The 26,548-nt window shown below is 61.1% G+C and carries 22 protein-coding genes; 2 read left to right on the forward strand and 20 right to left on the reverse strand.

Annotation, left to right across the window (positions count from 1 at the left end):
• The first annotated feature begins 99 nt into the window (after positions 1-99).
• On the forward strand, positions 100-726 hold the full coding sequence (locus PSH91_RS15635; RefSeq protein WP_305466106.1) for a LysE family translocator: 627 nt from the start codon (positions 100-102) through the stop codon (positions 724-726).
• 17 nt (positions 727-743) lie between these two features.
• Here PSH91_RS15635 and PSH91_RS15640 read toward each other — a convergent pair whose 3' ends face one another.
• The 16 genes from PSH91_RS15640 to PSH91_RS15715 all read right to left on the reverse strand — a co-directional run bounded on the left by PSH91_RS15640 (position 744) and on the right by PSH91_RS15715 (position 19,161).
• A complete protein-coding gene (locus PSH91_RS15640) occupies positions 744-3,638 on the reverse strand; it encodes an EAL domain-containing protein (protein ID WP_281460098.1) in 2,895 nt (964 codons plus the stop codon).
• A 239-nt stretch (positions 3,639-3,877) separates the two neighbouring features.
• Positions 3,878-5,488 carry a gamma-glutamyltransferase family protein gene (locus PSH91_RS15645; RefSeq protein ID WP_139049816.1) on the reverse strand — a complete coding sequence of 537 codons (1,611 nt, stop codon included), beginning with the start codon at positions 5,486-5,488 and terminating at the stop codon, positions 3,878-3,880.
• Positions 5,489-5,549: 61 nt separating this feature from the next.
• Positions 5,550-6,329, reverse strand: coding sequence for an amino acid ABC transporter ATP-binding protein (locus PSH91_RS15650; RefSeq protein ID WP_139049815.1), 780 nt, complete (start codon positions 6,327-6,329; stop codon positions 5,550-5,552).
• Positions 6,330-6,331: 2 nt separating this feature from the next.
• The gene (locus PSH91_RS15655; RefSeq protein ID WP_305466109.1) at positions 6,332-7,108 is read right to left on the reverse strand and encodes an amino acid ABC transporter permease; all 777 of its coding nucleotides are present in this window, start codon (positions 7,106-7,108) and stop codon (positions 6,332-6,334) included.
• An 11-nt stretch (positions 7,109-7,119) separates the two neighbouring features.
• Entirely contained in the window at positions 7,120-7,926 is an 807-nt protein-coding gene (locus PSH91_RS15660; protein WP_288911357.1) for an ABC transporter substrate-binding protein, read from the reverse strand.
• A gap of 76 nt (positions 7,927-8,002) precedes the next feature.
• Positions 8,003-8,671 (reverse strand): GntR family transcriptional regulator, encoded by a 669-nt coding sequence (locus tag PSH91_RS15665; RefSeq protein WP_139049812.1) that lies wholly within the window; start codon positions 8,669-8,671, stop codon positions 8,003-8,005.
• 215 nt (positions 8,672-8,886) lie between these two features.
• Positions 8,887-9,825 carry a helix-turn-helix domain-containing protein gene (locus PSH91_RS15670; protein ID WP_139049810.1) on the reverse strand — a complete coding sequence of 313 codons (939 nt, stop codon included), beginning with the start codon at positions 9,823-9,825 and terminating at the stop codon, positions 8,887-8,889.
• A 79-nt stretch (positions 9,826-9,904) separates the two neighbouring features.
• Entirely contained in the window at positions 9,905-10,669 is a 765-nt protein-coding gene (locus tag PSH91_RS15675; RefSeq protein ID WP_139049809.1) for a 2-keto-4-pentenoate hydratase, read from the reverse strand.
• Entirely contained in the window at positions 10,666-12,273 is a 1,608-nt protein-coding gene (locus PSH91_RS15680; protein ID WP_305466111.1) for a bifunctional 3-(3-hydroxy-phenyl)propionate/3-hydroxycinnamic acid hydroxylase, read from the reverse strand. Before PSH91_RS15680 ends, PSH91_RS15675 begins: the two co-directional genes overlap by 4 nt.
• 2 nt (positions 12,274-12,275) lie before the next feature.
• On the reverse strand, positions 12,276-13,139 hold the full coding sequence (locus tag PSH91_RS15685) for an alpha/beta fold hydrolase (RefSeq protein ID WP_139049807.1): 864 nt from the start codon (positions 13,137-13,139) through the stop codon (positions 12,276-12,278).
• A 27-nt stretch (positions 13,140-13,166) separates the two neighbouring features.
• The gene (locus tag PSH91_RS15690; protein WP_139049806.1) at positions 13,167-13,769 is read right to left on the reverse strand and encodes an amino acid synthesis family protein; all 603 of its coding nucleotides are present in this window, start codon (positions 13,767-13,769) and stop codon (positions 13,167-13,169) included.
• A gap of 14 nt (positions 13,770-13,783) precedes the next feature.
• Positions 13,784-14,233, reverse strand: coding sequence for a VOC family protein (locus PSH91_RS15695; RefSeq protein ID WP_139049805.1), 450 nt, complete (start codon positions 14,231-14,233; stop codon positions 13,784-13,786).
• An 11-nt stretch (positions 14,234-14,244) separates the two neighbouring features.
• Positions 14,245-15,285 (reverse strand): YCF48-related protein, encoded by a 1,041-nt coding sequence (locus PSH91_RS15700; RefSeq protein ID WP_305466114.1) that lies wholly within the window; start codon positions 15,283-15,285, stop codon positions 14,245-14,247.
• Positions 15,286-15,297: 12 nt separating this feature from the next.
• The gene (locus tag PSH91_RS15705; RefSeq protein WP_139049803.1) at positions 15,298-16,092 is read right to left on the reverse strand and encodes an SDR family NAD(P)-dependent oxidoreductase; all 795 of its coding nucleotides are present in this window, start codon (positions 16,090-16,092) and stop codon (positions 15,298-15,300) included.
• Positions 16,093-16,118: 26 nt separating this feature from the next.
• Complete coding sequence (locus PSH91_RS15710) at positions 16,119-17,609, reverse strand: aldehyde dehydrogenase family protein (protein ID WP_305466115.1); 1,491 nt, start codon at positions 17,607-17,609, stop codon at positions 16,119-16,121.
• A 10-nt stretch (positions 17,610-17,619) separates the two neighbouring features.
• Positions 17,620-19,161, reverse strand: coding sequence for an acetolactate synthase large subunit (locus PSH91_RS15715; RefSeq protein WP_305466117.1), 1,542 nt, complete (start codon positions 19,159-19,161; stop codon positions 17,620-17,622).
• Positions 19,162-19,434: 273 nt separating this feature from the next.
• Between PSH91_RS15715 and PSH91_RS15720 the strand changes: the two genes are divergently transcribed.
• A complete protein-coding gene (locus tag PSH91_RS15720; RefSeq protein WP_305466119.1) occupies positions 19,435-20,187 on the forward strand; it encodes an IclR family transcriptional regulator in 753 nt (250 codons plus the stop codon).
• A 194-nt stretch (positions 20,188-20,381) separates the two neighbouring features.
• Here PSH91_RS15720 and PSH91_RS15725 read toward each other — a convergent pair whose 3' ends face one another.
• From PSH91_RS15725 to PSH91_RS15740, 4 genes are all read right to left on the reverse strand, one after another.
• Complete coding sequence (locus PSH91_RS15725) at positions 20,382-21,707, reverse strand: hypothetical protein (protein ID WP_305466120.1); 1,326 nt, start codon at positions 21,705-21,707, stop codon at positions 20,382-20,384.
• An 81-nt stretch (positions 21,708-21,788) separates the two neighbouring features.
• On the reverse strand, positions 21,789-23,138 hold the full coding sequence (locus PSH91_RS15730) for an aminotransferase class III-fold pyridoxal phosphate-dependent enzyme (RefSeq protein ID WP_305466122.1): 1,350 nt from the start codon (positions 23,136-23,138) through the stop codon (positions 21,789-21,791).
• An 11-nt stretch (positions 23,139-23,149) separates the two neighbouring features.
• On the reverse strand, positions 23,150-24,571 hold the full coding sequence (locus tag PSH91_RS15735) for an aldehyde dehydrogenase family protein (RefSeq protein ID WP_139049796.1): 1,422 nt from the start codon (positions 24,569-24,571) through the stop codon (positions 23,150-23,152).
• Between the two features lie 84 nt (positions 24,572-24,655).
• A complete protein-coding gene (locus PSH91_RS15740) occupies positions 24,656-26,104 on the reverse strand; it encodes an APC family permease (RefSeq protein ID WP_160892060.1) in 1,449 nt (482 codons plus the stop codon).
• Positions 26,105-26,548 lie beyond the last annotated feature (444 nt).

The raw sequence follows: 26,548 nt of genomic DNA on the forward strand, positions 1-26,548 counted from the left end.
ATGAAAGACCTTGGCCTTGTCTCTGCCAGCGCCACAATCCAGGACAGCCTCGCGGGCATCATCCGTTGACCCCATTCATACCTCACAGGGAGCTTCACCGTGTTTCCGATGGATATCTGGTTCACCTACACCGCAGCCTGCGTGCTGCTGGTCTTGTCACCCGGTCCTGACAATCTGCTGGCCATAGGACGGGGGCTGAGCCAGGGTCGCCTGGCCGCCATCGTGTCCGGCCTGTCGTCTGGGCTGGGCATTTTGTTTCACGTCACCACCGCCTCGTTGGGGCTGACGCTGTTGATCCAGACCTCGACGGTTGCCTTCTGGGTCGTCAAATTGGTAGGGGCGGCCTATCTGGTCTGGCTCGGGATCAAGGTGCTGCGCTCCAGAAGCCTGATAACCTTCGCGCCCGCCGCACGACAGCCACTGCGAAGCATTTTGCTTGCAGGCTTTCTTTCGGCGGCGCTAAACCCCAAACCCGGGTTGTTCGTCCTGGCGTTCATCCCTCAATTCATCAACCCCGCGCTCGGCTCGGTCACCGTACAGATGCTGGTCTACGGGTTCTGGTTCGCCCTGCTGACGGCCGTGGGGTTCTCGTTGATGGGGGTCTTCGCCACGCGCCTGTCGCAATACATCTGTCAACGCCCTCGCCTTGCCAACGGACTGAACCTGGGCGCGGGATTGACCTTCATCGTCTCAGGCCTGTCCATCGCCGCCCTCAGGCAGAAATAACCGCCCGTTCCACGCACCTAGCCACCAACCAGCGAAGTCGCCAGCAATGCCTGCAGCCCCATCGGCTTGGCGAAATAATAACCTTGGGCCTGCCCTGCCCCCATCTCCCGCAGCAAGAGCAACGTCGCTTCATCTTCGACACCTTCGGCCACCACGCTAAGGTCCAGTGATTCGGCCATACGCACGATCGCCCGGACGATCGCCCGGCTGCGGGGGCTGGTGGTCAGTTCGAAAATGAACGACTTGTCGATCTTCAAACCGCTGAAACGGTATTGATGCACATAGCTCAGGGATGAAAATCCTGCGCCAAAGTCATCGAGCACCACCGACATGCCGTTGTCGGCCAATTGCTGCATGGTCAATCGGGCAATGGCGGGCTCGGCCACCAGCGCACCTTCGGTCAACTCCAGGCAGATCCGCGACGGCGCGACGTTGTAACGGGCCAACAGTGCCAGCACATCATCGGCAAAATCCGGGCGCGTCATGCTGTAGCTGGAGCAATTGACATGCACCGGTGGCCAATTGGCGTGTTGCGGTAGTGCGAGGATCGCCACGATGCTGGTGAGCATGTACAGATCCAGTCGACCGATCAGACGCAACCCCTCGACATCGGGCAGAAACTCGCCCGGCGCGATGATCCGGCCACCCGGTTGATGCCAGCGGATCAGCGCTTCAAGGGCCACCAGCTCGCCGCTTTCGACGCTGACAATCGGCTGGAAATACGGCAGCAGTTCGTCGGTACGCTTGAGCGCATTGCGCAGGTGCCCTTCACGCTCAACCTGGTCCGAGACTTCACGACGCACTTCCTGGTTGAACACCGCGTAACTGTCGCGCCCGGCATTCTTGACCCGGTACATCGCCGCATCGGCATCGCGCAGCAAGTCCGCGGGTTCGTGGTGAAACTGACTGTCGGCGCTGACAATACCGATACTGCACGACGAAAACACTTCGTGGCCATTGATGAAAAACGGCAGGTCGAACACCGACAGAATCCGCTCGGCGATTTCGATCACCACCTCCAGTGTCGCCTCGGGCGCCAGCACTGAAAACTCATCGCCCCCCAGGCGGGCCAGCATGTCGGTGTCACGCAGGCAACTGCGCAAGCGGTGGGCGGCCTGCATCAACAGCAAATCGCCAAAATGGTGGCCGAAGCTGTCGTTGACCATCTTGAAACGGTCGAGGTCGATGAACATCACCGACAGTTGCCCGCCTTCGCTCTCGAACCGCGCCCAGGCCACATTGAGGCGCTGCTGCAGGTAGGAGCGATTCGGCAGCCCGGTCAGCGCATCATGGGCGTTTTCGTGTTGCAGCTTGGCGTTGGCGTGATCCAGTTCGCGGGTGCGGTCCTGCACCCTGGCTTCGAGCTTGAGGTTGGCGGCATGGATCGCTTCTGCGGCCGTGCGGCGCGACAATGCCGTATCAATGTGCCGTGACACGAACGTCAGCAGTTCCTGGTCGCGCAAGGTGTAGCGCACCTGGGAGGTATAGCTTTGCACCGCCAGCACACCCCGTACCACATCGCCATCGAACAACGGAATGCCCAGCCAGGAATGGAAGCGGACCGACTCGTAGGCCACTTCGAGTTCACCCTGTGCAGACAACCGATCCGCGTCGAAAGGATCAATCAGGCAAGGACGACGCTGGCGGATAACGTACTCAGTCAGGCCCCGGCACCCACGGCGTGCCTCAGGCAGGGTGGTTTTGCGCTCATCGACATAATACGGAAAGGTCACTTCACCGATCGCGTCGTCGAACAGCGCGATGTAGAAGTTCTCCGCGAACAGCAGATCCCCGACAATGCCATGCAAGGTTTGGAACAGCTCCGCCATGTCGCCAGGCTGGCTCGACAGTTCTGCAATCTGAAATAGCGCACTCTGCAGGTGTTCGGCGCGCTCTCGATCTGCCACTTCCTGCCTCAGCGCGTCATTGACTGCCGACAGTTCCAGCGTGCGACGCATCACCGTCTCTTCCATGCCCTCACGGTGCAGAATCCGGTCCAGCGCCATGGCCACGTGCCGGGCCACCACCAGAAACAGCGCGCGGTCTTCGGCGCTGTAGGTGCGTGCAACGTCGTAGACCTGCATGGCAAGCATGCCAAACACTTCATCGGCGGCATTTTTCAGCGGAGCGCCCATCCAGAATTCGGGACGATCACCCACGCAATAGAAACGACCCTCGGCCTGAGCGGCGCAAATGCCCGCGGCATCGATCAGCAACGGCTGGCCCGAGGTCAGCACCTGGCCGGTCAACGACAGACGTGAAGGGTCAAGGTATTCGTAGTGTTGGGACTCCACGGCATCGACGTCGATGATGTCGACGTAGTACGGGTAGTCGATTTTTCCGCTGTGGGGGTCATACAGCGCGAGATAAAAGTTCTCGGCATCGATCAGGCTGGCGAGCAGCCGGTGAACCCCCACCAGGAACACGGAGCGGTCGCGGGTGGAGCTGGCCAGGTAGGTAATTTCATACAGCACACGCTGAGTAATCTGGGCCCGGGCCAGGGTATTGGTCTGTACCTGGATGCCCAGGCATCGGGCAAACTCGGCGAGGGCCGGCTCCTCGGTATCGGTGACTGGCGCCAGTAGCCAACCCAGCACACTTTCGCCCCGACCGGTCGGCCAGCGGCACAACCGTCTGGTCCGGCAGAAGGTCTCGAACTCTGCGTTCGCAACGCTGGCCGGCCACTGTTGCCCTGGGTCGCCCTGCCCCAGCAGATGCAGTTGTTCACCGGCGCGATAAACCACCCACTGGGTGGTGTGGGTCCAGGTGCGCGCTGATTCCAGCAATTGTTCGATCGCGTCTTCGTTGCCAACGTATGCCATGCCGGCCGCATCCGGGTTTTCTTGCAGGTGAATTGCCACACCGTAATGGTTCGATGGCTGCGGGGGATCGCTCAATGGGCGAAAACTCATCAGCGCTCCCTGCGCCACAGTGGCGAGATTGAATGACTGATTGCCGGGCAATATGCCAGTGAGCCTTCGGTGTATAGCGTCCAGAGGGTTTTTTCAATCGTTTTTATTCACTTGAGTGCTATCACGACGCAATGAGTGTTTCATCGGTCATGGAGTGTTGCCTGCGGCGGCGCTCGTCCTCCCGGGTTCTCAACCATACGCCCCCGGGAGTCCCTGCAAGCACGGCCGGTTCATCGTGCCTACCACACAGCAATATGAGAATCCGCCCTGGGCTCGGTGCCGCCGCACAGGACACCGCTGACCGGGTCGCGGAGAATGATCTGGCCTCGTCCGTAATCAGTCCGGTCACTGGCGATCTGCACTTCATGACCGCGCCGCGCCAAGGCATTGGCCAAGTCGCCGGAGGCACCCTGCTCGATGCCAACTTTCATCTCACCAAGCCACTGCCAGCGCGGAGCGTCCAGCGCCGCTTGCGGGTTCAGGCCGAAGTCCACCAGGTTCATCACCATCTGCACATGGCCTTGGGGCTGCATGTAACCGCCCATCACGCCGAAAGGGCCAAGGGCCTGGCCATTCTGGGTGAGGAAACCAGGGATGATGGTGTGAAAAGTCTTCTTGCCCGGGACCAGGCAATTGGCGTGGCTCGGATCCAGGCTGAATTCCTGTCCGCGATTCTGCAAGGCAATCCCGCTGTCGGGCAGCACCACGCCGGAGCCGAATCCGTGATAGTTGCTCTGGATGAACGAGACCATGTTGCCTTCCCCGTCAGCAGTCGCCAGGTACACCGTGCCACTGGCGTGGGGATCGCCGGGTTTGGGTGCCTGGGCCTGTTCGCTGATCTGGGCGCGACGGCAGGCGCTGTACTCCTCGCTCAACAGGTCAGTCACCGCCACACGCATGTGCAGAGGGTCGGTGATGTAGTGCAGGCCGTCGCTGTAGGCCAACTTCATGGCCTCCAGTTGGCGATGCCAGGTCTGCTGGCTGTCGCGGTGATCGAAGCTGAAGCCCTCCAGTATTTTCAGCGCCATCAAGGCCACCAGCCCCTGTCCGCTCGGCGGGATTTCCCAGACATCGACGCCTCGATAGTTGACGTGGATCGGTGCCACCCATTGGGCGCGATAATCCTGCAGGTCCGTGGCGCGAAGGTAGCCGCCGCTGGCCCGGGAGTGGGCATCCAGGCGTTCGGCCAAGGCGCCGCGATACAGGCTCTCGCAGCGGGTGGCAGCCAATTCTTCAAGGGTTCGGGCCTGGGCCGGGTTGCGGAAAATCTCCCCGGCCCGTGGCGCGCGACCGTCAATCAGAAAAGTCTGGAACCAGGCATCCAGGACCTGATCACGATGAGGCGTGAATTCGTTCAAAGCGATCTGCCATTGATGGGCAACCACCGGCGACAGCGCAAAACCGTCCCGCGCCAGGCTGATCGCCGGCTGCAGCAACACGGCAAAGGGCAGCTTGCCAAAGCGTTGCGACAACTCGGCCCAGGCCGATGGGCAACCCGGGACGGTTACCGGCGTCCAGCCATAGAGCGGCATCCGTTCATGGCCGGCCGCCTTGACCGCCTCGATACTCAGGGCCGCCGGTGCATGGCCGTTGCCGTTGAGGCCATGTAACTGGCCCTTGCACCAGACCAAGGCAAAAGCATCGCCACCGATGCCACAACCCGTGGGCTCGACCACCGTCAGCGCCGCCGCCGTGGCGATGGCCGCATCAATGGCGTTGCCGCCCTTTTGCATGATCTCGATGCCCGCTTGGGCAGCCAGAGGCTGGGACGCGGCGACCATGCCCCGGCGGGCAAAAACGCTCTGGCGTTGCGACGGATAAGGGTACTCGTGAGCAGAAAATTTCAGCATGGCAAAGACTCTTCAACACAAGGATTCATTGGCGGGACTCAGGGCGAACACCCCGGAACGGTCATAACACGCGACTGAGGAAAGCCCGGGTTCGCGGGTGCGTGGGATGGCTGAAGATCTGCTCCGGCGGGCCTTGCTCGATGAGTTCACCTTGGTCCAGCACCACCACACGGTCTGCCACTTCGCGGGCAAAGCCCATTTCATGGGTGACCACGACCATGGTCATGCCCTCCTCTGCCAGCGCTTTCATCACTTGCAGCACCTCGCCAACGGTTTCCGGGTCGAGGGCGCTGGTGGGTTCATCGAACAGCATGGCCTGAGGTTTCATCGCCAGCGCCCGGGCAATCGCCACCCGTTGCTGCTGGCCGCCGGAGAGCATCGACGGGTAGTGGTTGGCCTTGTCCGCCAGACCGACCCGCTCCAGCAGGTTGCGGGCCTGTTCCAGCGCCGCAGCGCGAGGCATCCCGAGCACCTGGATCGGCGCCTCGATGATGTTCTCCAGGGCCGTCATGTGGGGGAACAGGTTGAAGCGCTGAAACACCATGCCGATGTCCCGGCGCTGGCGGGCGATGTTGCGCTCCGACTCACGCATCAGGCTGCCGTCAGCCCGCTCGCGATAGCCCATGGCCCGGCCATTGACGCGGATGCGCCCGCCCTGGATGTCTTCCAGCAGATTGATGCAGCGGATAAAGGTGGTCTTGCCCGAGCCGGAGGCACCGATCAGCACCACCACTTCGCCGCGCCGTACTTGCAGGGATATGCCCTTGAGGATCTGTAGCTCGCCAAAGGACTTGTGCACATCCAGCGCCTCGATGATCAGCTCTTCACTTTTGTGCGCCATGGCTAACGTGCCCTCAACAGGTTCAGGGTGCTGCGACCGAACATCCGCGTCGACGCCGGCGGTGGTGACGAGGGTCGGTCCGATTGGCCGAAACGGGCTTCCAGCCAGCGCTGGAAAAAGCCCCAGAGAGTGGTCAACAAGAGGAAATAGATCGCCACCACCAGGTACAACTCGAACACCCGAAACGTCGCCGACGTGACCATTTGGGTACTGAGCAACAGTTCCTGTACGCCGATCACGCTGACCAACGTGGTGTTCTTGAGCATCACGTTGAACTCGTTGCCCAGTGGCGGGACGATGACCCGGAACGCCTGGGGCAAGACAATGCGGCGCATCAGCTTGGCGAACGTCATGCCCAGGGAACGCCCGGCTTCGTACTGGCCCTTGTCCACCGCGCCGATGCCGGCCCGGATGATCTCGACCATATAGGCACCTTCGTTGAGCCCCAGGGCAATGATCGCCGCCTGGATATTGCCGGGAATCACCAGGCCGAACAGATCGATGTCTTCGAAGCGGAAAATCCCCCCTGCCGCCAGTGCTGTATAGAGAAAGACAATCTGCACCAGCAACGGCGTGCCGCGCATCAGCCACACATAAAAACGCACCGGTAAATGCAGCAACGGATTGCTCGACAACCGTATCAACGCCGCGGCCAGTCCCAGGAAGCAGCCCAGCAGCATCGCCAACACACTGATCACGCAGGTCAGCCAGAGCCCGGTGAGGTAAACATCACTGGGCTGCAACAGGTACTGCCAAAACACATCCCAATTGAAGTTCATCAACGCTCACCTCAATCAAGAGTGTCACTGGCGACATGCCATTTGCTGAGCAGTTGGCTGTAGCTGCCATCACTGCGCATGTCGTTGATCACCTGCTGCACTGCGGCGCTCAGTTGCGTGTCGTCCTTGCGAATACCCAGTCCGGTAAGAATCCGGCTGAAGGCAGGCACCCCTTCCTCAAACAAATCGGGGGCCATGGTGGCGTAATAACCGGCGGTTTCCACCGTGGTGCCGTAGGCATCGACCTGGCTGATGCGCAAGGCCTGGAATGCATCGGTGTCGGTGTTGTAGACCACCAGTTTCATTCCAGGCTTGCCAGCCTTGATCAGCGCTTCATTCTCGGCGTCGAGCAGCGTCTTGATGGTGGAGCCATTGAGCACCGCAACTTTATGCCCGGACAGGTCCGACAGCGTCTTGATTGCCTTCGGATTACCCTTGGGCACGACCACCGCCTGGCTGGAGTACATGTAGTTGACGATATCGATCACCTCACGGCGCTCGGGCTTGTCAAACAACTGGTCGACGATCATGTCGCACTGCTTGGCGAGCAAAGCAGGGAGCAGCCCGGAAAAGGGAATCACCCGCCACTCGACTTTCTTGTCGCCCAGCCGCTTGGCGATTTCCAGGCCCAGGTCAACGGTCAAGCCCCTGGGTTTCTGCGCTTCATCGAAGGACACCAGGGGCGGCGAATCCATGCCTGAGCAATAGACGAGTTTTTCGACCTTGAGCAAGCGCTCCGGAACAACGGGCGCGGCAACCGCCCACTGAGCACAGAATCCCAAGGATAGGGCGGCAACCAACAGGCGAGGCTTATGCATGACCAGACACTCCAGTTCAGTTAGTAACGGGCAGTACTCAAAGTCAAAACAACGGCAGGCTCGGGGCCCGCACTGGTTATTTTTTCGATTGCAGAAATTGGATCAACTCAGGAACGGTGCCTTCGATGTGCGCACGCACCACTGCCTCGGCCTTATCGGCGTCGCCAGTACGAATCGCCTCGAGAATCACCGCGTGTTCCTGGCGCGCACTCAGCGGTTTTTCCACGTGCTCAAGCCATAGGCGCATGGGCGCCTCGATCAAGGAATAGAGGGCACTGATCTGCTTCAGCAACCGGGGACGACCGCTGAGGCTGCACAGGTATTCATGAAAGGCGCGATGCCGGCTGACCCACTCGGCGCTTTCCTCGCGGTAATCGTCCATCTCGTCCAGCAGACGCTCCAAGGCTGCCAATTGGCGCTCGCCTATCCTGGCTACCGCGACACGGATCGCCAGGCCTTCGAGGACGCTGCGCATCTCGAAGACTTCGTGCAGCTCATCGATATCCAGGCCACTGACAACGGCCCCGCGATTGGGCCTAAGGGTCACCAGGCCCTGGGCGTCCAATCGACGGAACGCCTCGCGCACCGGCATCCGGCTCATACCGATCTCGCTGGCGATGTCTTCAGCGATCAGCCGGTCACCCTTGCGCAATCGTCCCCCGCAAATGGCGTCCAGCAGGAAGTTGTAAGCCTCCTCCTCGGCCGTCATCGGCGGGCGCCCAACGTAACTCGGAGCGAATTGCATGGCAGCACCTTTTGAATTTTTGTATCCAATTATCCATAAATTCAAAAGAGCAGAATGCGTGCCAACTGAATGGATCGATGTGCAAGTGATTGATTTGAAGGAAAGGGTCTTGCTATGGGGCGTGCACGGGCCCGGCGTCAATTGGGTAGACGTGCTACCAAAATGGCTCAAGCGACGCCCATTAGTGTGCACAGTGGTAGCCGGGTAACACTCAATCAGCCAGCCCTGGGAGTGTCCGAAGGTGACTCACCAAACAGCGCTCGGTAATGAGCGGCGAAGTGGCTTAGGTGGAAGAAGCCCATGGCAACGGCGATCTCACCGACATTCAGCGTGGTCGCACGGGTCGTGATCAAGCGCCGCCGTACGGCATTGAGCCTCAAGTTACGCAGGTACTCGACCGGACGCATCCCGGTTACCGCCTGGAAACTGTTCTGCAGGGTCCGGCGACTCACCCGTAATTGCTCGCACAGATCAAGAATGCTCAGCGATGTGTCACCACTGTCTACGACCAGTTCCTGGCAACGTTTGACCAGATAGGCACTTACAGCGACGTTGCCGCGACGGCCACGAACCTCGTCAGAGGCGTGACTGAACAGATCGAGGAATGCGTTAAGCAGGACCTCCTCCAACATTTTTTCCGAGGCTGGAGTGATGGCGTCCGCTTGTTCCAGAAGGTGACGGAACAACGGATGGATCCTTTGCTGCACGCTCAGCAACACCGCCTCATCCACGCTGATCTGCGATTCGCTTTTCAAACGCTTGAGCTGTTCGCCCGACAATTCGTAAGCCGCCAGTTTGGCGAAACGAACAGTGTCGACGTTGACCGCAAAGAAGTGCGTACCTTCCGGGGCATGCAAGACAAAGTCCTCTCCATCTCGCAGCAGCACCACACTGTGGGCGCCCACCTGATGCCCTTGGACCACCGGCGCGCTGCCCAGCGACATGGCAATGCACAATCGCCCTTTTGGTGCGCAACCTCGCTGCACCACACGTTTATCCAACACTTCCTGGAAAATCTGAAAACGGTCGGCGCAAATCTGTCGCAGCTCACTGGAAAGACATCCACGACCAAGCTGGTCATAGACCTGTTGCCAGCCCAGGATGGAACCGGCGTGTTGCTGGGGATCATTGAAGGTACGGACTTCGGCGAGCATGGTCATCGTTCCTCAGAGGCGCTGTTCTTATTGTCGGCCTGTCTTAAATGGCTCGATCCTCCCTGACGATGGCTGGGGTTTATGCCTGGAAAGCCAAAGCCAGTTCCGTGCCAAGCATATGCAACCGGTACTCGCCCGCCTGGATAGCCATGGGTGGCAACAACGCTCCGGACAGCACGACCTGACCCGCTTCAACACATTGCCCGTCGGCCAGCAGGCGCCGGATTAGCCAGCACAGGTTTGTCTGGGGCGTGTCCTCGCGCGCCAGGGCATCGCCTTCGCCGCAGGGCGCCCCGTCGCATTCCAGGCGATAGGTCACGTGGGCCAATAGCTCAGGATGAAACCTGATCCGCGAGCCAAGGCAATAAAGTCCCGCGGCGGCATTGTCGGCAAGAAACGCCCCGACACCGAAACGCCAGCCCTGCCAGCGACAATCGGCAATCTCGAACGCCGGCGCGACCTCGGACACGGCGGCCAGAATGTCCTCGTCGCTGTAAAAACCTGACTCCAGGGTACGCCCCAGGACAAATGCCAACTCGATTTCCAGCTTGGGCTGGATCAGCCGTGCAAGCGGCACCGTACTGCCGGGCTCCACCGCCATGGCATCGGTCAGCCCGCCCAATACCGGTTCATCAATACCGAAACGGTCCTGGGCGGCGCGGCCAGCGAAGGCCACCTTCCATCCGGTCAACTGCTCACCAGCGACCTGGCGTCGGCGCAATGCCTCGCGCTGCAAAGTGTAGCCCGCCGACAGGTCGAAGGCCTGAGGCTCCAACGAAGGCAAGGCGTGTACGGCGTGTGCGGCATCGTGAAGCCGGACCAGCAGATCATCTTCACGCCTCATGAGAGTTGCTCCGCCAGTTTGCGCAATACGCCTTCGAGCCGCTCGGGTGTGGTGATCGCGGCGACAAAACGATCCGGCCGCACTACCACGATGCAGTCACGCACCTTGGCAAACCACTCGCCCAGGCGGTTATCAACGTCCTCGACGCAAAGGGCACCATTGGCAGACAAGGGTTGGTTGCGCCCCACGCCACTGCGCGAACGATTGATCTGGATGAAGCGCGTGTCCCAGCGCGCCCAATAGGCAGCGGTTTGCTCGCTGAGCGGTTCGCTCGGATTGACCCGATACCCCAGCACCGCATAGGAATGCCCCAACACCTCGTCCAGACGCCGGCGCTGGCCCTGGGCATCTTCGATAGAGGGTTGGATGAACAACTGCCCGACCAGATCATCCTCATGCAGCTCGGCGCGCTCGTGATACACCAGGCCTTTGGTGATGGTCGCCTTGGGTTTGAACTTGAACTCCAACAAGTGCGAACGCAGGTTGTCGACGCTGTTGACGGCCTGGAACAACCAGTCCCGGACACCGGCCATCAGCGGGTTGGTCAGCCCCAGGACGGCGCCCATGTTGTCGGCCAACGCGATGAGATCGGTCGCATGCCCACGGCGTTCCTGATCGTAACTGGCAAGAATCGCCGGCGACGCTCGCCCTTGGAGAATCGCCGCAAGCTTCCAAGTGACGTTGGCGACATCTCGCAAGCCCGAATTGAGCCCCTGCCCGGCCCATGGCGGGGAAATATGCGCCGCATCCCCCACCAGTGCCACCCGGCCCTGGACAAAGCGCGCCGCGACCCGGGAGTTATGGGTGTAGGCGCGGATCCGGATGATTTCCAGTTGATCGACCGCATCGCCGATATGCCCACGGATCAAGTCCCGGATCGTTGCCTCCTCGCACATCCTGGTCTCGTCTTCGCCCTCCAGGAGCATGAACTCCCAGCGCCGTTGCTGATATGGCAGGTAGATGCAGACAAAGGGCCGCTGAGGGTCGGCATGCAGGGCCGTATAAGGTGCATCCAGGGTGTCGTTGGCCGTGTCGATCACCACCCATTTGCGTGGATGAGTCAGCCCCAGCAATTCGATACCGAGCTTCTTGCGCACGCTGGAACGTCCGCCATCGGCGCCGATCACGTACTGCGCCTGCAATTGATAGAGCTCGCCCCCGGCATCGCGCACCTGCAAGGTCACGCCCTCGGCATCCTGCTCCAGGTCGAGCATTTCATGGCCCTGGCGCAACTCGACACTGGCGTGCTTGCCCAATTGTTCGCGCAACGTCGTTTCAAGCAACTGTTGCATGAAGATATTGCGCATCGGCCAGCCATAGTTTGCCGTGCTCGGCTTGACCTCGGCAAAACAGACGCCTCGCGCATTGTAGTAACGCAAGGGCACGTTGCAGATCATGTCGCGCGCGGCCAACTCGGCGATGCCGATGCCCTGCAACACACGCAGCGCCTCGTCATCCATGCCCACCGCGCGCGGATACGGCAGGACGCCGTCAGCCAATTCAAGGACGACGCAGTCGACTCCGTACAGCCCCATGTAATGGGAAGCCGTGATCCCGTTCGGGCCGCCACCCACGATGACAACCTGGGTTTTCTCCTGCTTCATCGCTATTCACCGCTTTGTTGTTGTGGTTGTAGGCGTTGGTCGTACAAATAATCCATGACGACAAGGTTGAACATTTCGCTCTGGTCATCATGGACGTAATGACTGGCGTCGGCGATTTCCTCTGCCCGCACCCATGGACTGGTCTGTTTGATTGCCTCAAGGGTCGCCAAGGGCAGGAAATCGGAACGCGCGCCTCGAATGAACAGCGTCGGGCAATCCAGTGCCCGTACCGCAGGCCAAAGGTCAGTCGGAGCAATACTCAGGCGCGCCTGGGCAATGCCCTGTTGGTCGTGACGCCATTCGATTCCGGCCAGTGTTTCCTTCATGGAGTACATCAGCCTGGAGGCCAGCCCCTCCAGCGACAGGCCAGGTCGAGCCTGGCGCCAGAATTGCGCGGCACTCTCCCAGTCAGCAAACACCAGCGGTGTCTGGCTCATCTCGCGCCGAATGCGCTCGGCACCATCACCACTGACCGACGAGCCCGGACCGATGTCCTCGATCACCAAGGCTTGCAGTCGGCCCGGATTGAGTCGCGCATACTCCAGTGCATTGGTTCCGCCGAGGGAATGCCCCACCAGGACAAAACGCTGCAGTCCCAAGTGCGCCACCAGATCTTCAAGATCACTGACATAAGCTTCGGTTCGGTAACTGGAGGGATCCGCCCAGTCACTGTAACCGCGACCGCGCTGGTCAAGGGCATAGCAACAGTACTGCTCCCCCAGCGCATTAGCCAGGCCATCCCAGGTCTGGGCATAGGAGCGCAGCCCGTGCAACAACACCACCGCGATGCCCGACGGGTTGCCCCACGACAGATAGTGCAGGCGCATCTGCGAGCGATTGGTGAAGAAGTGGCTGTTTGCAGACATTCGTTTGGTCTCCACGGTCAACCCACCTCAATGCAGGCCATCATTGCCCTTGATGTCGGCAGCCTGGAGACCACCCAGGCGCGCATGCAAACGCCCGCGAGTGGCGAAGGCCCAGATGATGATCAACTCGTCCGCCGAGGGGCCATCACCGAACGAAAGCGAAATGCTGTCGTAGTGCGAGCGGACATACAGCGCATCCTTATGGGCCAGCGGGACATCGATGGTCACGCCAGGCCCGCCACGCTTGCCCGTGGAAGGCACCCAGGATTTGCCACCGCCCAATGCCACCCGAATCGGATCCGCTGCTGGATTGGTGAGCAGTGCATTGCCATGTTCGTACTCGCCCTGGCTGCCCACCAGACACGCCTTGCCATAACTGACAATCTCACGCTGGCCAGCCAGTGCCTGGATGCGACGACCAAACTCCTGCCCCAACAAAGGTGATGGCTCGACCAGCTCGGCCAGGCTTTCGCTGTAGCGCCCGGCATAGGGATTGGCGATCACGGCGCCAATGGCGTATTTGAACAACGGTTCACCGTCGGCCAACTGGCCACTTTCGTTGGCCAGGGTTTCCTCGACGAAGCTATACCATTTGCGGATGTGGTAACTGGCGAAATTTGCGGTTTTCATCGGACAGGTCTCTTTCAAAGTGGGTCGAGATCAAAATTTCGGCTGGGCGCTCCGGCAGCCTTGAAACGGGCCTTGCCTCGCGCGTCGTCATGTTCGGTCTCGAGAAAAAATTCCATGCGATTGCCATCGGGGTCGTTGAAGTACACGCCGTTACCGATTTCGTGATCGGTGATCTTCACCACCTCAACGCCTTTGGCAAGCAACATGCCGTAGAGCTGGCGCAGGGTGGTCATGTCGCCGGCGATTTCCAGTCCGTAGTGCTGCAAGCCCAGGCCGCCCTGATGGGCCCCCGGCTCTGCGCGGATCAAAGCGATATCGTGATGCTTGGCACCAAACGCCATCATGACCCAGCTATCACCCCGGGCGCTTTCGTGCATACCCAGAACATCGGCGTACCAACGTGCCGAGGTTTCAGGGTCGCTGACAAACAGCGACAGGTGAGTTCGAACGACCTCGATTTTCATCGTGCGATACCTCAGTTCTGTTTGACGATGGATTGATGCCCGGACTTGATCTGCGCCACGGCGGGCGTCCAGAGCACATCAGCAATTTCACTGAACTCACGCCACTGCTTCTGCCAGCCGTCCCCACCGTTCTCGGAGGTGAACAGGTGTCCGTATTTGGTCCCGGCAACGATCTGACGAGGGTTGCCAGGGTTGAAGGCAATGGCCCAGACACACGAGTTGGGTTGTTGTGACAGCGGCAGCACCTCCCAGCTGAGGGCCGCATCCCGAGAGATGAGTACCTTGCTGGTCGTGCCAGGCGTACCGTCGGAAATACTCAGGTAGAGGGTGCTTTCACTGCCCAGCGGTGCGTTCATGGCGCGCACGTAGTACAGGCCGAATGTTTCCCGGGCAATGATGCCAGTCCAGGTTTGCCCTTCATCGAGGCTGCGGTAAACGGCGTTGACGCACACCACCACGATGACCTTCTGGCCATGGTTGGGCAGGACCAGGATGTTGTGGACGTCCGAGTTGAAGTCCCACAGCAGCCGATCATCGACACGGGTCCAGGAATCACCGCCATCACGGCTGTGGAACAACCCGCCCTCCTCCAGGCCGAACCAGAGCTGGTCGCGATCAGTCGGGTCATAAGCGAAAGCCAGCAAGCGCGGCCGACTGACACCTTCGCAGAACTCCGGAATATCCACCGGCGCGCGCTCCCAGCTCAGGCCGGCGTCGAGGGTGCGCCACAGCACGGCGCGCGAAGGTGCACCAGTACCGACGAAGATGCGCTGCGCATCCTGTGGATCCACTGCAACCTTCCACACGGTCTGCCCGTTGAATGGCGAATCCACTCGCTGCCAATGGCCTCCGGTGTCATGACTGACACACAGGCCGACGTCGGTCCCGGCATAGATCACTTCAGGCGCATCGGGATGAACGCTCAGGGATCGAGTGATTGCATCAAACTCCAGATCCTGTCCCAGACCCAGGCGATGCCAGGTATGACCATCGTCGGCGCTGCGGATCACCGCTTGTCCCACAGTGGCGACCAAAAGGGTTCCGTTACTCATCACTGTTGCTCCTCAAATGAAGATGCCACGGGTCAGGCCGCCATCGATGCCGATGGACTCTCCCGTCACGGCGCCCGCCTTGGGCGACGCCAGGAAACCGATCAGCCAGCCCATTTCGATGGGCGCCAACGTGCGGCGGATCGGCGTTGCGTCGATGTAGCCCTGCTCCACCTGCTCCGGCGTCTTGCCCTGCTTGACGCCTTCGCGCTCGTACAGCTCCTGGATGTGCGGGGTATCCACCACACCGGGGTGAATCAGATTGACGGTGATGCCCGAAGGGCCCAGTTGATCGGAGAGCGTTTTGGTCATGTGGGCGATGGCCAGGTTGCGCATGCCCGAAAGGACCTTGCTGCCGCGCCCGGTCAAGCCACCGATGTTGATGATGCGACCAAAGCCCCCGGCCTTCATGTGCGGGGTCACCGCCTTGGCACACCGGAAATACCCGATCACCTTGGTGTTGAGGTCGGAGAGCAACTCATCGTCGCCCGCATGTTCAATGTCATTGCGCACCACGCCGGACGGTGCGGCGGCGCCGTTGACCAGGATGTCGATGCGGCCAAAGTGCTTATGGGCGGCTTCCACCATGTCGGACACGGCCGACATCTGGTTGGTGTCACAGAACAGCGGCAGCACTTCGTTGCCGGTCTGTGCGCTGATTTCTTCGGCGGCCTGCTGGAGATACTCCATGCGCCGCGCACAGATCACCACCTTGCATCCCTCCTGGGACAGAAAACGCGCGACTTCCTTGCCGATGCCCATACCACCGCCCGTGACGATCGCCACGCGGCCTTGCAATTCCAGATCCATAGCAGTTCCTCTTGTGATTGTTCGGCTCAGGCGAGATCGACGAAGACACTTTTGGTTTCGGTGTAGGCATCGATCACGTTCTTACCCATTTCCCGGCCCCATCCGGATTGTTTGTAACCACCAAACGGCGAGGCCGGGTCTACGACGTTCCAGCAATTGATCCACACCGATCCGGCCTTCAGTTGTGCCGCCACGCGATGGGCTGAACGCAAGTCGCGGGTCCACAGACCGGCCGCCAGGCCGTAGGGCGAGTCGTTGGCGCGCAGCACCAGTTCATCGATTTCGGTCCAGCTCATGACGGTCAGCACAGGGCCGAAGATTTCTTCCCGGGCGACACAGGCGCGCTCGGCGCGGTCGAGAAACACGCTGGGGCGGATGAAGTGGCCGCGCTCCAGATGGGCCGGCCGGTCGCCGCCGCAAATCAGTTCGGCACCTTCTTCCTGGCCCCGTTGCAGGTAGCCACGCACCGTGCCCAACTGCCGGGCCGAGACCAGCGGGCCCATGCTGCTGGCCGGATCCAGCCCTGGCCCCAGCACATGGGCGGCGGCATGGCGCTGGAGTTCTTCAAGTACCTGGTCAAGAACACTGGCGTGCACATACAGGCGCGAGCCGGCGGTGCAGACCTGGCCCTGGTTGTAGAAAATGCCATCGGCGGCGCCTTTGGCCGCACGGACGATATCGGCGTCCGGCAAGATGATGTTGGGCGACTTGCCCCCCAGCTCCAGGGACACTTTCTTCATGTTGCCGGTGGCCGCCTGGGCAATCAGCCGCCCCACCTGGGTCGAGCCGGTGAAGGCGATCTTGTCCACGTCCGGGTGCTGGGCCAGCGGTCCGCCGGTATGCACGCCCAGGCCGGTGATCAGGTTGACCACCCCGGCCGGAAAACCAGCGGCTTCGATCAGTTGCACCAGGCGAATCGCAACCAGAGGCGTCTGTTCGGCGGGCTTGAGTACCGCGACACAGCCGGTCGCCAACACCGGACCGAGCTTCCACACGCACATGGTCAACGGGAAGTTCCACGGCACGATCAACGCGCAGACACCCACCGGCTCACGCAAGGTGTAATTGAGCATCGGCGCGCCACTGGAGGGCGATACCGGGAGCGTGCTGCCTTCGATCTTGGTCGGCCAGCCAGCGAAGTAACGGATGATGTTGGCCGCGCTGGCCGCTTCACCCCGGGCCGCGGCGATCGGCTTGCCGTTTTCCAGGGTGATCAGTTGCGCCAGCTCCTCGCGGTGCTGGTCGAGCAGTTCAGCCAGACGAAACAACAGCAGGCCGCGCTGGGCCGGCGACTGCTGCGCCCAAGTCCCCGTAAAGGCCGCGCGGGCGGCAGCGACGGCGGCATCCACATCGCGTTCGCCGCCTTCGGCAACTTCAGCGAGGGTGTGTTCAGTGGCCGGGTTCTCCACGGCAAACCGGCGACCATTGGCGGCGTCCTGCCATATGCCCCCAATAAACAGGCGCCCAGGTTGTGACAGGAATTGTTCGACGGCAGGTAACAATTGGATCTGACTCATAGCTCCTCCTTTACAGCGCCATTTCAATCAGGCACGGACCGCCATCGGCCTTGGCGTTGGCCAGGGCGCGCTGCAATTCAGCATTGGTGTGTACGGTGCTGGCCGGCAGGCCGTAGCCTTTGGCCAGGGCTTTCCAATCGATGCGAGGACGGTCCAGCACCGTCAGGCTCAGGGCCTCAGGGCCCAGCTCGGTCATACCGAAGCGGCGCAACTCGTTCTGCAGGATCGCGTAGCGATGGTTGGCGGCAATCAGAATCACCACCGGCAGTTGCTCCCGGGCAATACTCCACAAAGTCTGGATGGTGTACTGGGCACTGCCGTCCGATTGCAGGCAGAACACCGTATTGCCGCGCTCCGCCAGGGCGGCGCCAAATCCCACCGGGATACCTTGGCCGATGGCCCCACCGGTGTTGGTCAACACCCGATGCCGTGCGGCATGGGCCGAAGCGGTGAAGAACGGATAACCGCAGGTCCCACCCTCCACGGAGACAATGCAATCGTCCGGCAGCGAGGCGGCCAACACCTGCCCGATCGACTGCGGCGTCAGCTCGGCACTGCCCGCTGGTAGCTCGATAGCCCGCGACGTGGACACATAAGCCGGAGCCTCAAGCGCATCGGCCAGCGCAGTGAGCGCACCCGCAACGTCGTCCCCTACTTCTGCCAGGTAAAGCAGGCGATCACGTTCCGCCAGGCGCGAAGGAATGCCTTCGTAACCGAAGTAACTGATCGGATCCGGGACCCCGGCGCAAACCACGGCGTCGTATTGGTCAAGGATCTCAATGGCAACCTCGGGGAAATACGGCAAGCGATCCAGATCAGGCAAACCACCACCGCGATAGCTCAGGCGCGGAAAGGTTTCGGCGAACATCCGCACACCCGGCAGTTGGGCCAAACGCCCCGCCGCTTCGAGGCCAGCGACGGACAAGCCCTGATCACCCACGATAAACACCAGGCGCTGGCCATTGCGCAGTGCCTGGGCCACGGCTTCGATCCGGTCACCGGCAAAACGACGAACCGGGGCCTGCAACGCGGTGAAGGCGCGCTCGCGCTCCACCTCGTTGGCTTGCAAGTCCATCGGCAGGATCAGGCTGGAAATCTGCCCCTTGGCTTGCCAGGCCGCACGCACGGCTTCCTGGAAATCTTCCCCCACACCTGACGCGGTGCGCGATGTACGCACCCACCCGGAAACACTCCCGGCCAGCGCCTGGATATCACTGGCCAGCGGCGGATCGTAATTGACGTGCCATGACGCGTGATCGCCGATGACATTAACGATCGGGGTATTGGCGCGACGGGCGTTGTGCAGGTTGGCAATACCATTGGCAAAGCCAGGCCCCAGGTGGGTCAGGGTCATCGCCGGCTTGCCGGCAATCCGGCCGTAGCCGTCCGCAGCACCGGTGCATACCCCCTCGAACAAGGACAACACCGGCTTGAGGGCAGGTGCGCTGGCCATGGCGGCCACCAAGGGGATTTCGGTCGTTCCGGGATTGGCGAAGCAGTATTCGATACCGCTCGCCACCGCCGCCTTCACTATCAGTTGCGCACCATTCATTTCCAGCCCTCTCGCTCGAGCGTTTGCAGTGGCTGAGATTTATCACACATGAAGATCGACAAAACAAGCTGTTTTTCTGCATTAAAATCATATTTTGAGATTAATGCAGTTTTTATCAGATCAAAATATTGGAAATCCATTCATATTTCTCAAGCAATGGATTACCGTGACAAGGCGCTCCTGAGCGAGCACGCGGGCTTTTCATCACCGCCGCGGCTACCTATAGTGCTCACCCAACGCCCCCTACGCGCCATTCCCCCCTTTAGGAGCGAAATGAGCAGTCTGAGCAAAATGCTGAGTGTCCTGGACCTGTTCGGCCCGGCCACACTGAAGATCGACCCCGATACCATCGCCGAGCGCATGGGCCTGTCACGGGCGACCGTGTACCGCTACGTCAAGGACTTGTGCGATGCCGGCCTGCTGGTGCGGGTGGATGCCGGCAGCTACGGCCTGGGGCCACGCATCATTGAGCTGGACTGGATGATGCGCCAGTACGACCCGATCCTGGTGGCAGGCCGCGAGCTGATGCACGAGCTGTCCGATGCCACCGGCCTGGCGGTGTTCGCCAGCGTTTTCTACGACGGGCGCATCATCAACACCTACATCGCCGAACCCAGTGACACCTATCAGTTTTCATTCGGCCGCGGCCAACCGTTGCCGTTCTTTCGCGGTGCGCAATCCAAGGTGTTGATCGCCTTCCAGAAGGGTCGGCGCCTGCAACGCCTGTTCGAAGAACACCTGGCCCACGACCCCGACAGCGGCCATGACTGGACAAGCTTCTCCAAGGCCGCGAAAAAGATCCGCAAAGACGGCTATTGCATGACCCACGACGAACTCAACCTGGGGCTCACCGGTATCGCAGCGCCGATCTTCAACCCGGAGCTCGACGAAGTGGTGGGCAGCCTTTCGGCCGTGGGCAGCACCGACAGCTTCAAGCTACTGCGCCAGGAAACCGTGGTTGAAATGGTGATGGACACCACCCGGAGGATTGCCGAGCGGATGCAACATCCGCCTGCAGTCGGCTAAAAGCCAGGCGCGGCTCACTAAAGGGAAACGATGCCTCTGTGGCGAGGGGATTTATCCCCGCTGGGCTGCGCAGCAGTCCTAAAAGCCAAACAACTCGGTGTGTCAGATAGATTGAGTTGGCTGTATGGGGGGCTACTGCGCAGCCTAGCGGGGATAAATCCCCTCGCCACAGGGTTTACCGAACAACCCCTGTTTCAGAACGGCACGGCCACACTCACCTGGCTGTACACGTTAGTGCCATTGCCTGTCACTTGATTGCCCCCCGTCGTGGCGTCCCGATCCGGTTTGTAGAGACCTACCAGCGGGGTGACGATCAAGTGCTCATTGACGACCCACTCGGCATAAACATCCAGCTCACGGGCGTCGAGGTTGAGGGCATTGCTTTTACGCACTGTGTTGTAGTCGAAGTACAACGCACCGAGGGTCAGGGTTTCCAATGGTGTGACCTTCAGACCGACATGGTGGATCCCCGTATTGCTGTTGAAGGGCCCGGCATAGTTACCCGCGACTTCGCCCTGGAACCAGGTGCCATAGCCGGTACTTTGCCCGGTGAACAATGAGTCCCACTTCTGCGAATAGCGGGTGTAGCGATAAGTCAGCTTCGGCGCCCAGGCAACGCTTGCAAAGGTATATCCGGCCTCGGCGTACCAGGCCTTCTCAGGTCCGGCGTCCTTGTCTTGCCAGGCGTATTCAAATGCCAGGCTGGCATTTTCGATACCCGCATCGCCTTCACCGCGAATGCTGTAGACATCCATACCCTTGCGCTGCTTCTGGAAATCGCTGGCCCAGCGGTCATTAACGTCGATGCCGTGTATCCACGTCAGGCCCAACGTACCGGCCTTGGCGGTGTAATCCAGCGTAGCGGCGGTGAGTTCGGTTTCGGCCTGGGCGCGGTTATCGGACTTGAGCCACGCCACGCTGCCATGCATGCCGTCCTGCCCACCCAGACGCAGAACGGCGGTTTGATCGAACGCGTGCCGAGCCGCCAGGTAATAGGCGCCCCCTCGATTCAAGCGGCCATCGGCAGGCCCCTTGCCCAGGTTTGGCCCGTCATCGTTGATCAGGAAACCTCGCCCCACCTTGACCACCTGGCGTCCGCCAGAGATATCGACACCGTCCTGTCCCAACGCGGGAAAAAGATCCGCGGAACGCCAGCCCAGGTAAGCGTCTTCAATCTTCGTCGTGCGCTCGCTCCCAAGCGTATTCCCGGAAGGGTCGCCATCGCCCCAAGTAGCGGAACTGACCAGGCTGAACGCACCGTAGGCGATGCCCCGGCCGGCCAGGCCCTGGTCGCCGCTGACGCCATACTTGATGAAGCCTTCGCGCCAGGTTGAACCACCGGACCTGCCGTCGTAGTTCTTGCGACTGTTGAAATGACCGAACACCGCCAGCATGTCGGCGTTGAGATGAGTGTCTTCATCGGCATACAACTCATAGGCCTGGACCTGACTCGTGGCACAAAGCGCCAGCGTACAGGCAAGGCCACTGCCGAAAAAATCCATACGCGATAGAGACCGCATGGCTGGAGCTCCTTGTGGTGCGCCTTTGAAGGCTGTCTTTGTATTCAGGAGCCGGCGCAAGACACTGCGCCGGCGAACAGGCTAGCGGCAGTCGGCGAGCGCGCTGTCCAACGCGCCGACCATAAGGGCGGCCTCGTCGCTGGTGAGGGTCAGCGGTGGCGACATCACGATTTTGTTGCCGATCGGGCGCACCAGTACGCCGGCCCGGCGCGCCTGCTCGGCAATGCGCGAGGCCAGGCCGTTGGCCGGGTCAAGCGGCTCGCGCGTAACCTTGTCCGCCACCAGGTCCACGGCAATCATCAAGCCCTTGCCACGCACTTCACCCACCACCGCATAACGCTCGGTCAGCGGTTGTAGTTGCTCCAGCAACTGGGCACCGACTTTTCCGGCATTGCCCGGCAGGTCCTCGGCTTCGACAATATCCAGTACCGCCAGGGCCGCGGCACATGCGGTTGGATGACCGCTGTAGGTGTAGCCGTGCATGATCACACTGCTGAAGCCCGGGCCATTCTCGATGGCATCGACCATGCGCTGGTTGAAGACCGTGGCGCCCATGGGGATGTAGCCGGCAGTGATGCCCTTGGCCAGGCACAGTACGTCGGGCGCGACACCCCAGCCACGACTGCCGAGCATGCAGCCGGTGCGGCCGAAGCCGGTCACCACTTCATCGGCGATCAACAGGATGCCGTGGCGATCGCAGACTTCGCGCAGCTGCTTCCAGTAGTGTGCGGGCGGCACGATCACGCCGCCGGCGCCTTGTACCGGTTCGGCAATCAGCGCGGCAATGGTCTGTGGGCCAAGCAACGCGATCTGGTCTTCCAACTGGCGAATGCAATGAGCGGTCAACTCTTGCGGATCGCGACAGTCCCAGGGGTTGCGGTACAGCCAGGGCGTATCGAGCAGATGACAGCCGGCCAATAGCGGCCCGTGGTTGTAGTGATAGACCCCATTGCCGCCCACCGATGTACCGCCCACGTGCACGCCATGGTAGCCATTGCGCAACGACAGAAAGCGCGTGCGCCCTGGCTCGCCGCTGGCAATCCAGTATTGGCGGGCCATTTTCAGTGCCGTCTCGACCGCATCGGAACCGCCGGAACTGAACAACACCCGCGCCATGTTCTCCTGGGCGAACATCGACGTCAGTCGCTCGGCCAGATCGAACACCCGGGGATGGGCAATGCCGTCGAAGGTCTGGTAATAAGCCAGCTCGTCCAGTTGCGCAGCGATGGCCGCTTTCACTGAAGCCCGGTTATGGCCCACGTTCACGTTCCACAGGCCGCCGACTCCATCGAGCATGCGATGGCCCTCGATATCGGTGATGTAGTTACCGTCGCCACGGGCGATGATCAACGTTTTGGAGCGATTGGCTGGCGCCGCAGAGCTCATCGGGTGCCAGAACTTCTTCTGTGCTGTCTTGTATTGCTCGTACATGGTTGCAGTCCTCATTCTGTTTCACGCTTGCGTACGTACAGCAGTTGCTGGCCAGTAAATTCCAACAACCCTTCAAGGCCGAACTCGACACCGAATCCGGACATCTTGCTGCCGCCAAATGGCGTATTGGGCTGAATTTGTGCATGGCAATTCACCCAGGCCACGCCGCTTTCAAGGCGACTGGCCAATGCCTGTGCCTGCTCGACATCAGGGCCCCAGACCGATCCACCCAACCCCATGTCGCTGGCGTTGGCGCGGCGCAGGACGTCCTCGACATCCTGGTAGGCAATCAGGGGCAGCACCGGACCGAACTGTTCTTCGTCCACCAGTCGGTGTCCGTCGGTCACGTCAGCGACCAGGGTCGGCGGATAGAAAAAGCCCGGTCGGTCCAGGCGGGCACCGCCGCACAACACCCGCGCCCCATGGGCACGGGCATCCGCCACCAGTTCCTCCACCAGCGCTAGCTGTTCGAGGTTCTGCACCGGTCCAAACGTGACCCCAGGCGCCAAACCATCCCCTACCACCTGACGCCGAGCGATCAGAGCCAGGGCCTCGGCAAAGGCCTCGTACTGGGATTGGTGGATGTACAAACGCTTGAGGGCGGCGCAGGTCTGCCCCATGTTCAGGAAGGCCGCCTGGAAAATGTCATCGGCGACCTCCTCGACCGGCGTGCCGGGCAGCACGATGGCGGCATCGTTACCGCCCAGCTCCAGGGTCAGACGCTTGAGGTTGCTGGCGGCGCCGCGCATCACGCTTTGGCCGGTGGCGGTCGAGCCGGTGAAGACAATCTTCTGGATACCGGCGTGCGCGGTGATCGCACTGCCGAACCCTTGCTCACCGGTCACGCTATTGATCACGCCCCGAGGCACATGGCGCGCGATGATCTCCACCAGGCGCAGGGTGCTCAACGGGGTCAGGCTGGACGGCTTGCTGATCACACAGTTGCCGGCACGTAGCGCCGGCATGATGTGCCAGACGGCAATCATGAACGGCCAGTTCCAGGGCGTGATCGACGCGACGACACCCAACGGCTTGCGGTGCAGTTCAATGCGCTGGCTCAGGGTTTCTTCCACCAGCTCCACGGGGATCTGCTGCTCGGCGGTGTAGCGCGTCCAGGCCACCGCGCCCATCACTTCAAAGAGCGCCAGTTCCAGCGGCTTGCCCTGCTCCAGAACAATCAGTCGGGCCAACGACTCGGCGTCCTGCTCGATCTGCGCCGCGATGCTCAGCAGGCGCTGGCGGCGGTCTTCGTGGGTGCTGTGGCGCCACTCGACAAAGGCCGACTGCGCCGCTTCGACGGCAAGGTCCAGCTGGGCCAGGGAACCTGCCGAGCACCGGGCGAACACCGTACCGGTCGCCGGATTGACCACATCGAAGTGACCGTTATCGCCGTCGACCCCGGCCCCATTGATGAGCATTTGATAATCGTGCATGACACCTTCCTTTCACGCGCTGTCGGACCGTCCCGAACGACAGCGCAGTTGTTTTTTGTGGGGTTTGACGATGTCGCGGACGCCCTAGAGCTTGTGGCTGCCCAGCGCCATGAACCGCTCGGGCGAGGCCTTGCGCAATCGGGCGGCGAGGAACACGCCGACGATCAGTGCGGCGGGAATGATCGCGCAAAGACCGTAGGACAAGAGCTGGCTGGCGCCGGTCAGCACGTCGAAATGAATCACTGCAAGGACCAGGACCGCCACCAATGCCAGGCACGAAAAACCCGGCAGAATCCGACCGCGCCAGAGTCCCAGCTTCAGTTCCGGGTGCGCGCGGAAATAGACAAATACCGCTGCAGAGGTCAGGGCCATGAGCAAGATCACGCACAGCGTCGCCAGATTGGAAAACCAAGCGAACAACTGAAGGATCGGATCGGCATCCAGCGCGGCGAAGATCAGCACCACCACCGCCGCGATCAGGCTTTGCAGGACTGAGCCCATGTGCGGACTCTGGTGCACCCGATGGGTGGTGCCCAACCGGCTGTGCAGCAAACCGTCACGCCCGATGGCATAGAAGTAACGCGCCGCGGCGTTGTGGAACGCCAACAGCCCGGCGTAGATGCTGACCATGAACAGCACGCGGATGATCTGGGTCAGGTGCGGGCCGACAAAATGATCGGACATGCCATAGATGAACGTGGTCGGATCCTGCAGTGCCTGCAAGGTCGGCACGATCTTGTCGGCTCCTACGCCAATCACCATCGCCCAGACCGACAGGGCATAGAAAGCACCGATCAGCAGCACCGAGCTGTAGGTTGCGATGGGTATCGTACGGTGCGGATTCTTGGCCTCTTCGCCATAGATAGTCGTGGCCTCGAAGCCGATAAACGCTGCAAAGCAGAACAGCAAGCCGATGGACGGCGTACCACTGAACACATGGCTGCGGTCGAAGGAATCGAGATTGATACCGCTGTCACCACCGGTTTTCAGAATGGCGAAATCCAGCGTCAGGATCGCCAGGTACTCGGCAATGACCACTACCGACAGCACCCGGGCCGACAGGTCGATCTTGCGATAACCCAGAATCGCAATGCTCGCCATCGCCAGGAGCGAATACGTCCACCACGGCAAATCCAGGCCAAAGACGCTGGCCATCGTGCCGCTGACCACGCCGCCGAACATGCCGTACAGACCGACCTGGAGAATGTTGTAGGCAAACATCGCCAGCACCCCCGCCGCACCACCGGCCAAGCCACCCAAACCGCGAGCGGTGAACGCATAGAATCCACCGGCGTTGGTCATGTGCCGGGACATGGCGGTGTAGCCCACCGAGAAGGCCAGTAACACCAGTAGCGCCAGGATCAGCAAAGCCGGTGTGCCGGCGCCATTGCCTAGCATGATGCCAATGGGGAAACCGCCGGCGATGACGCTCAAGGGGCTCGCCGCCGAAATCACAAAGAAAATAATGAAGCCAACGCCCAGGGCGCCTCGCTTCAGCTCCGTCGAGCTGCTGATCGGGAAAGACACACTCATTTCTCTTGACCTTATTGTATGAGGCAGTCGCTGTAGGATCGGGGCGCGGCCAGCTTCACCGCTGTCCAGATGCTTATTGTTTTGGTTGCACGCTGGATTCGATGCTAGGCCCTTGCCAAAACCCTTCGCTATCCCAAAACGGCAGCATCCGAAGCCGCGCCCTAAAACAGGTCAGCCCATTAAGGCCGACGACATACCTGTGGCGAGGGGATTTATCCCCGCTGGGCTGCGCAGCAGCCCCCCTTAAGCAGTCAACTCAATCTGTCAGATACATCGGGTTGTTTGTATTAGGGCCGCTTCGCGCCCCAGCGGGGATAAATCCCCTCGCCACAGGTATGTCGTTGCCCCAAGTGAACCGCATTAGCCCCATGCCGGAGCACAACGGCTGCCGATTCGGGATAACGGGCAAGCGCTTCCTGCCGCAAGATAACCTCGCCCACCGTT

The sequence above is a fragment of the Pseudomonas sp. FP1154 genome (assembly GCF_030687245.1).
GTDB lineage: Bacteria > Pseudomonadota > Gammaproteobacteria > Pseudomonadales > Pseudomonadaceae > Aquipseudomonas > Aquipseudomonas rhizophila.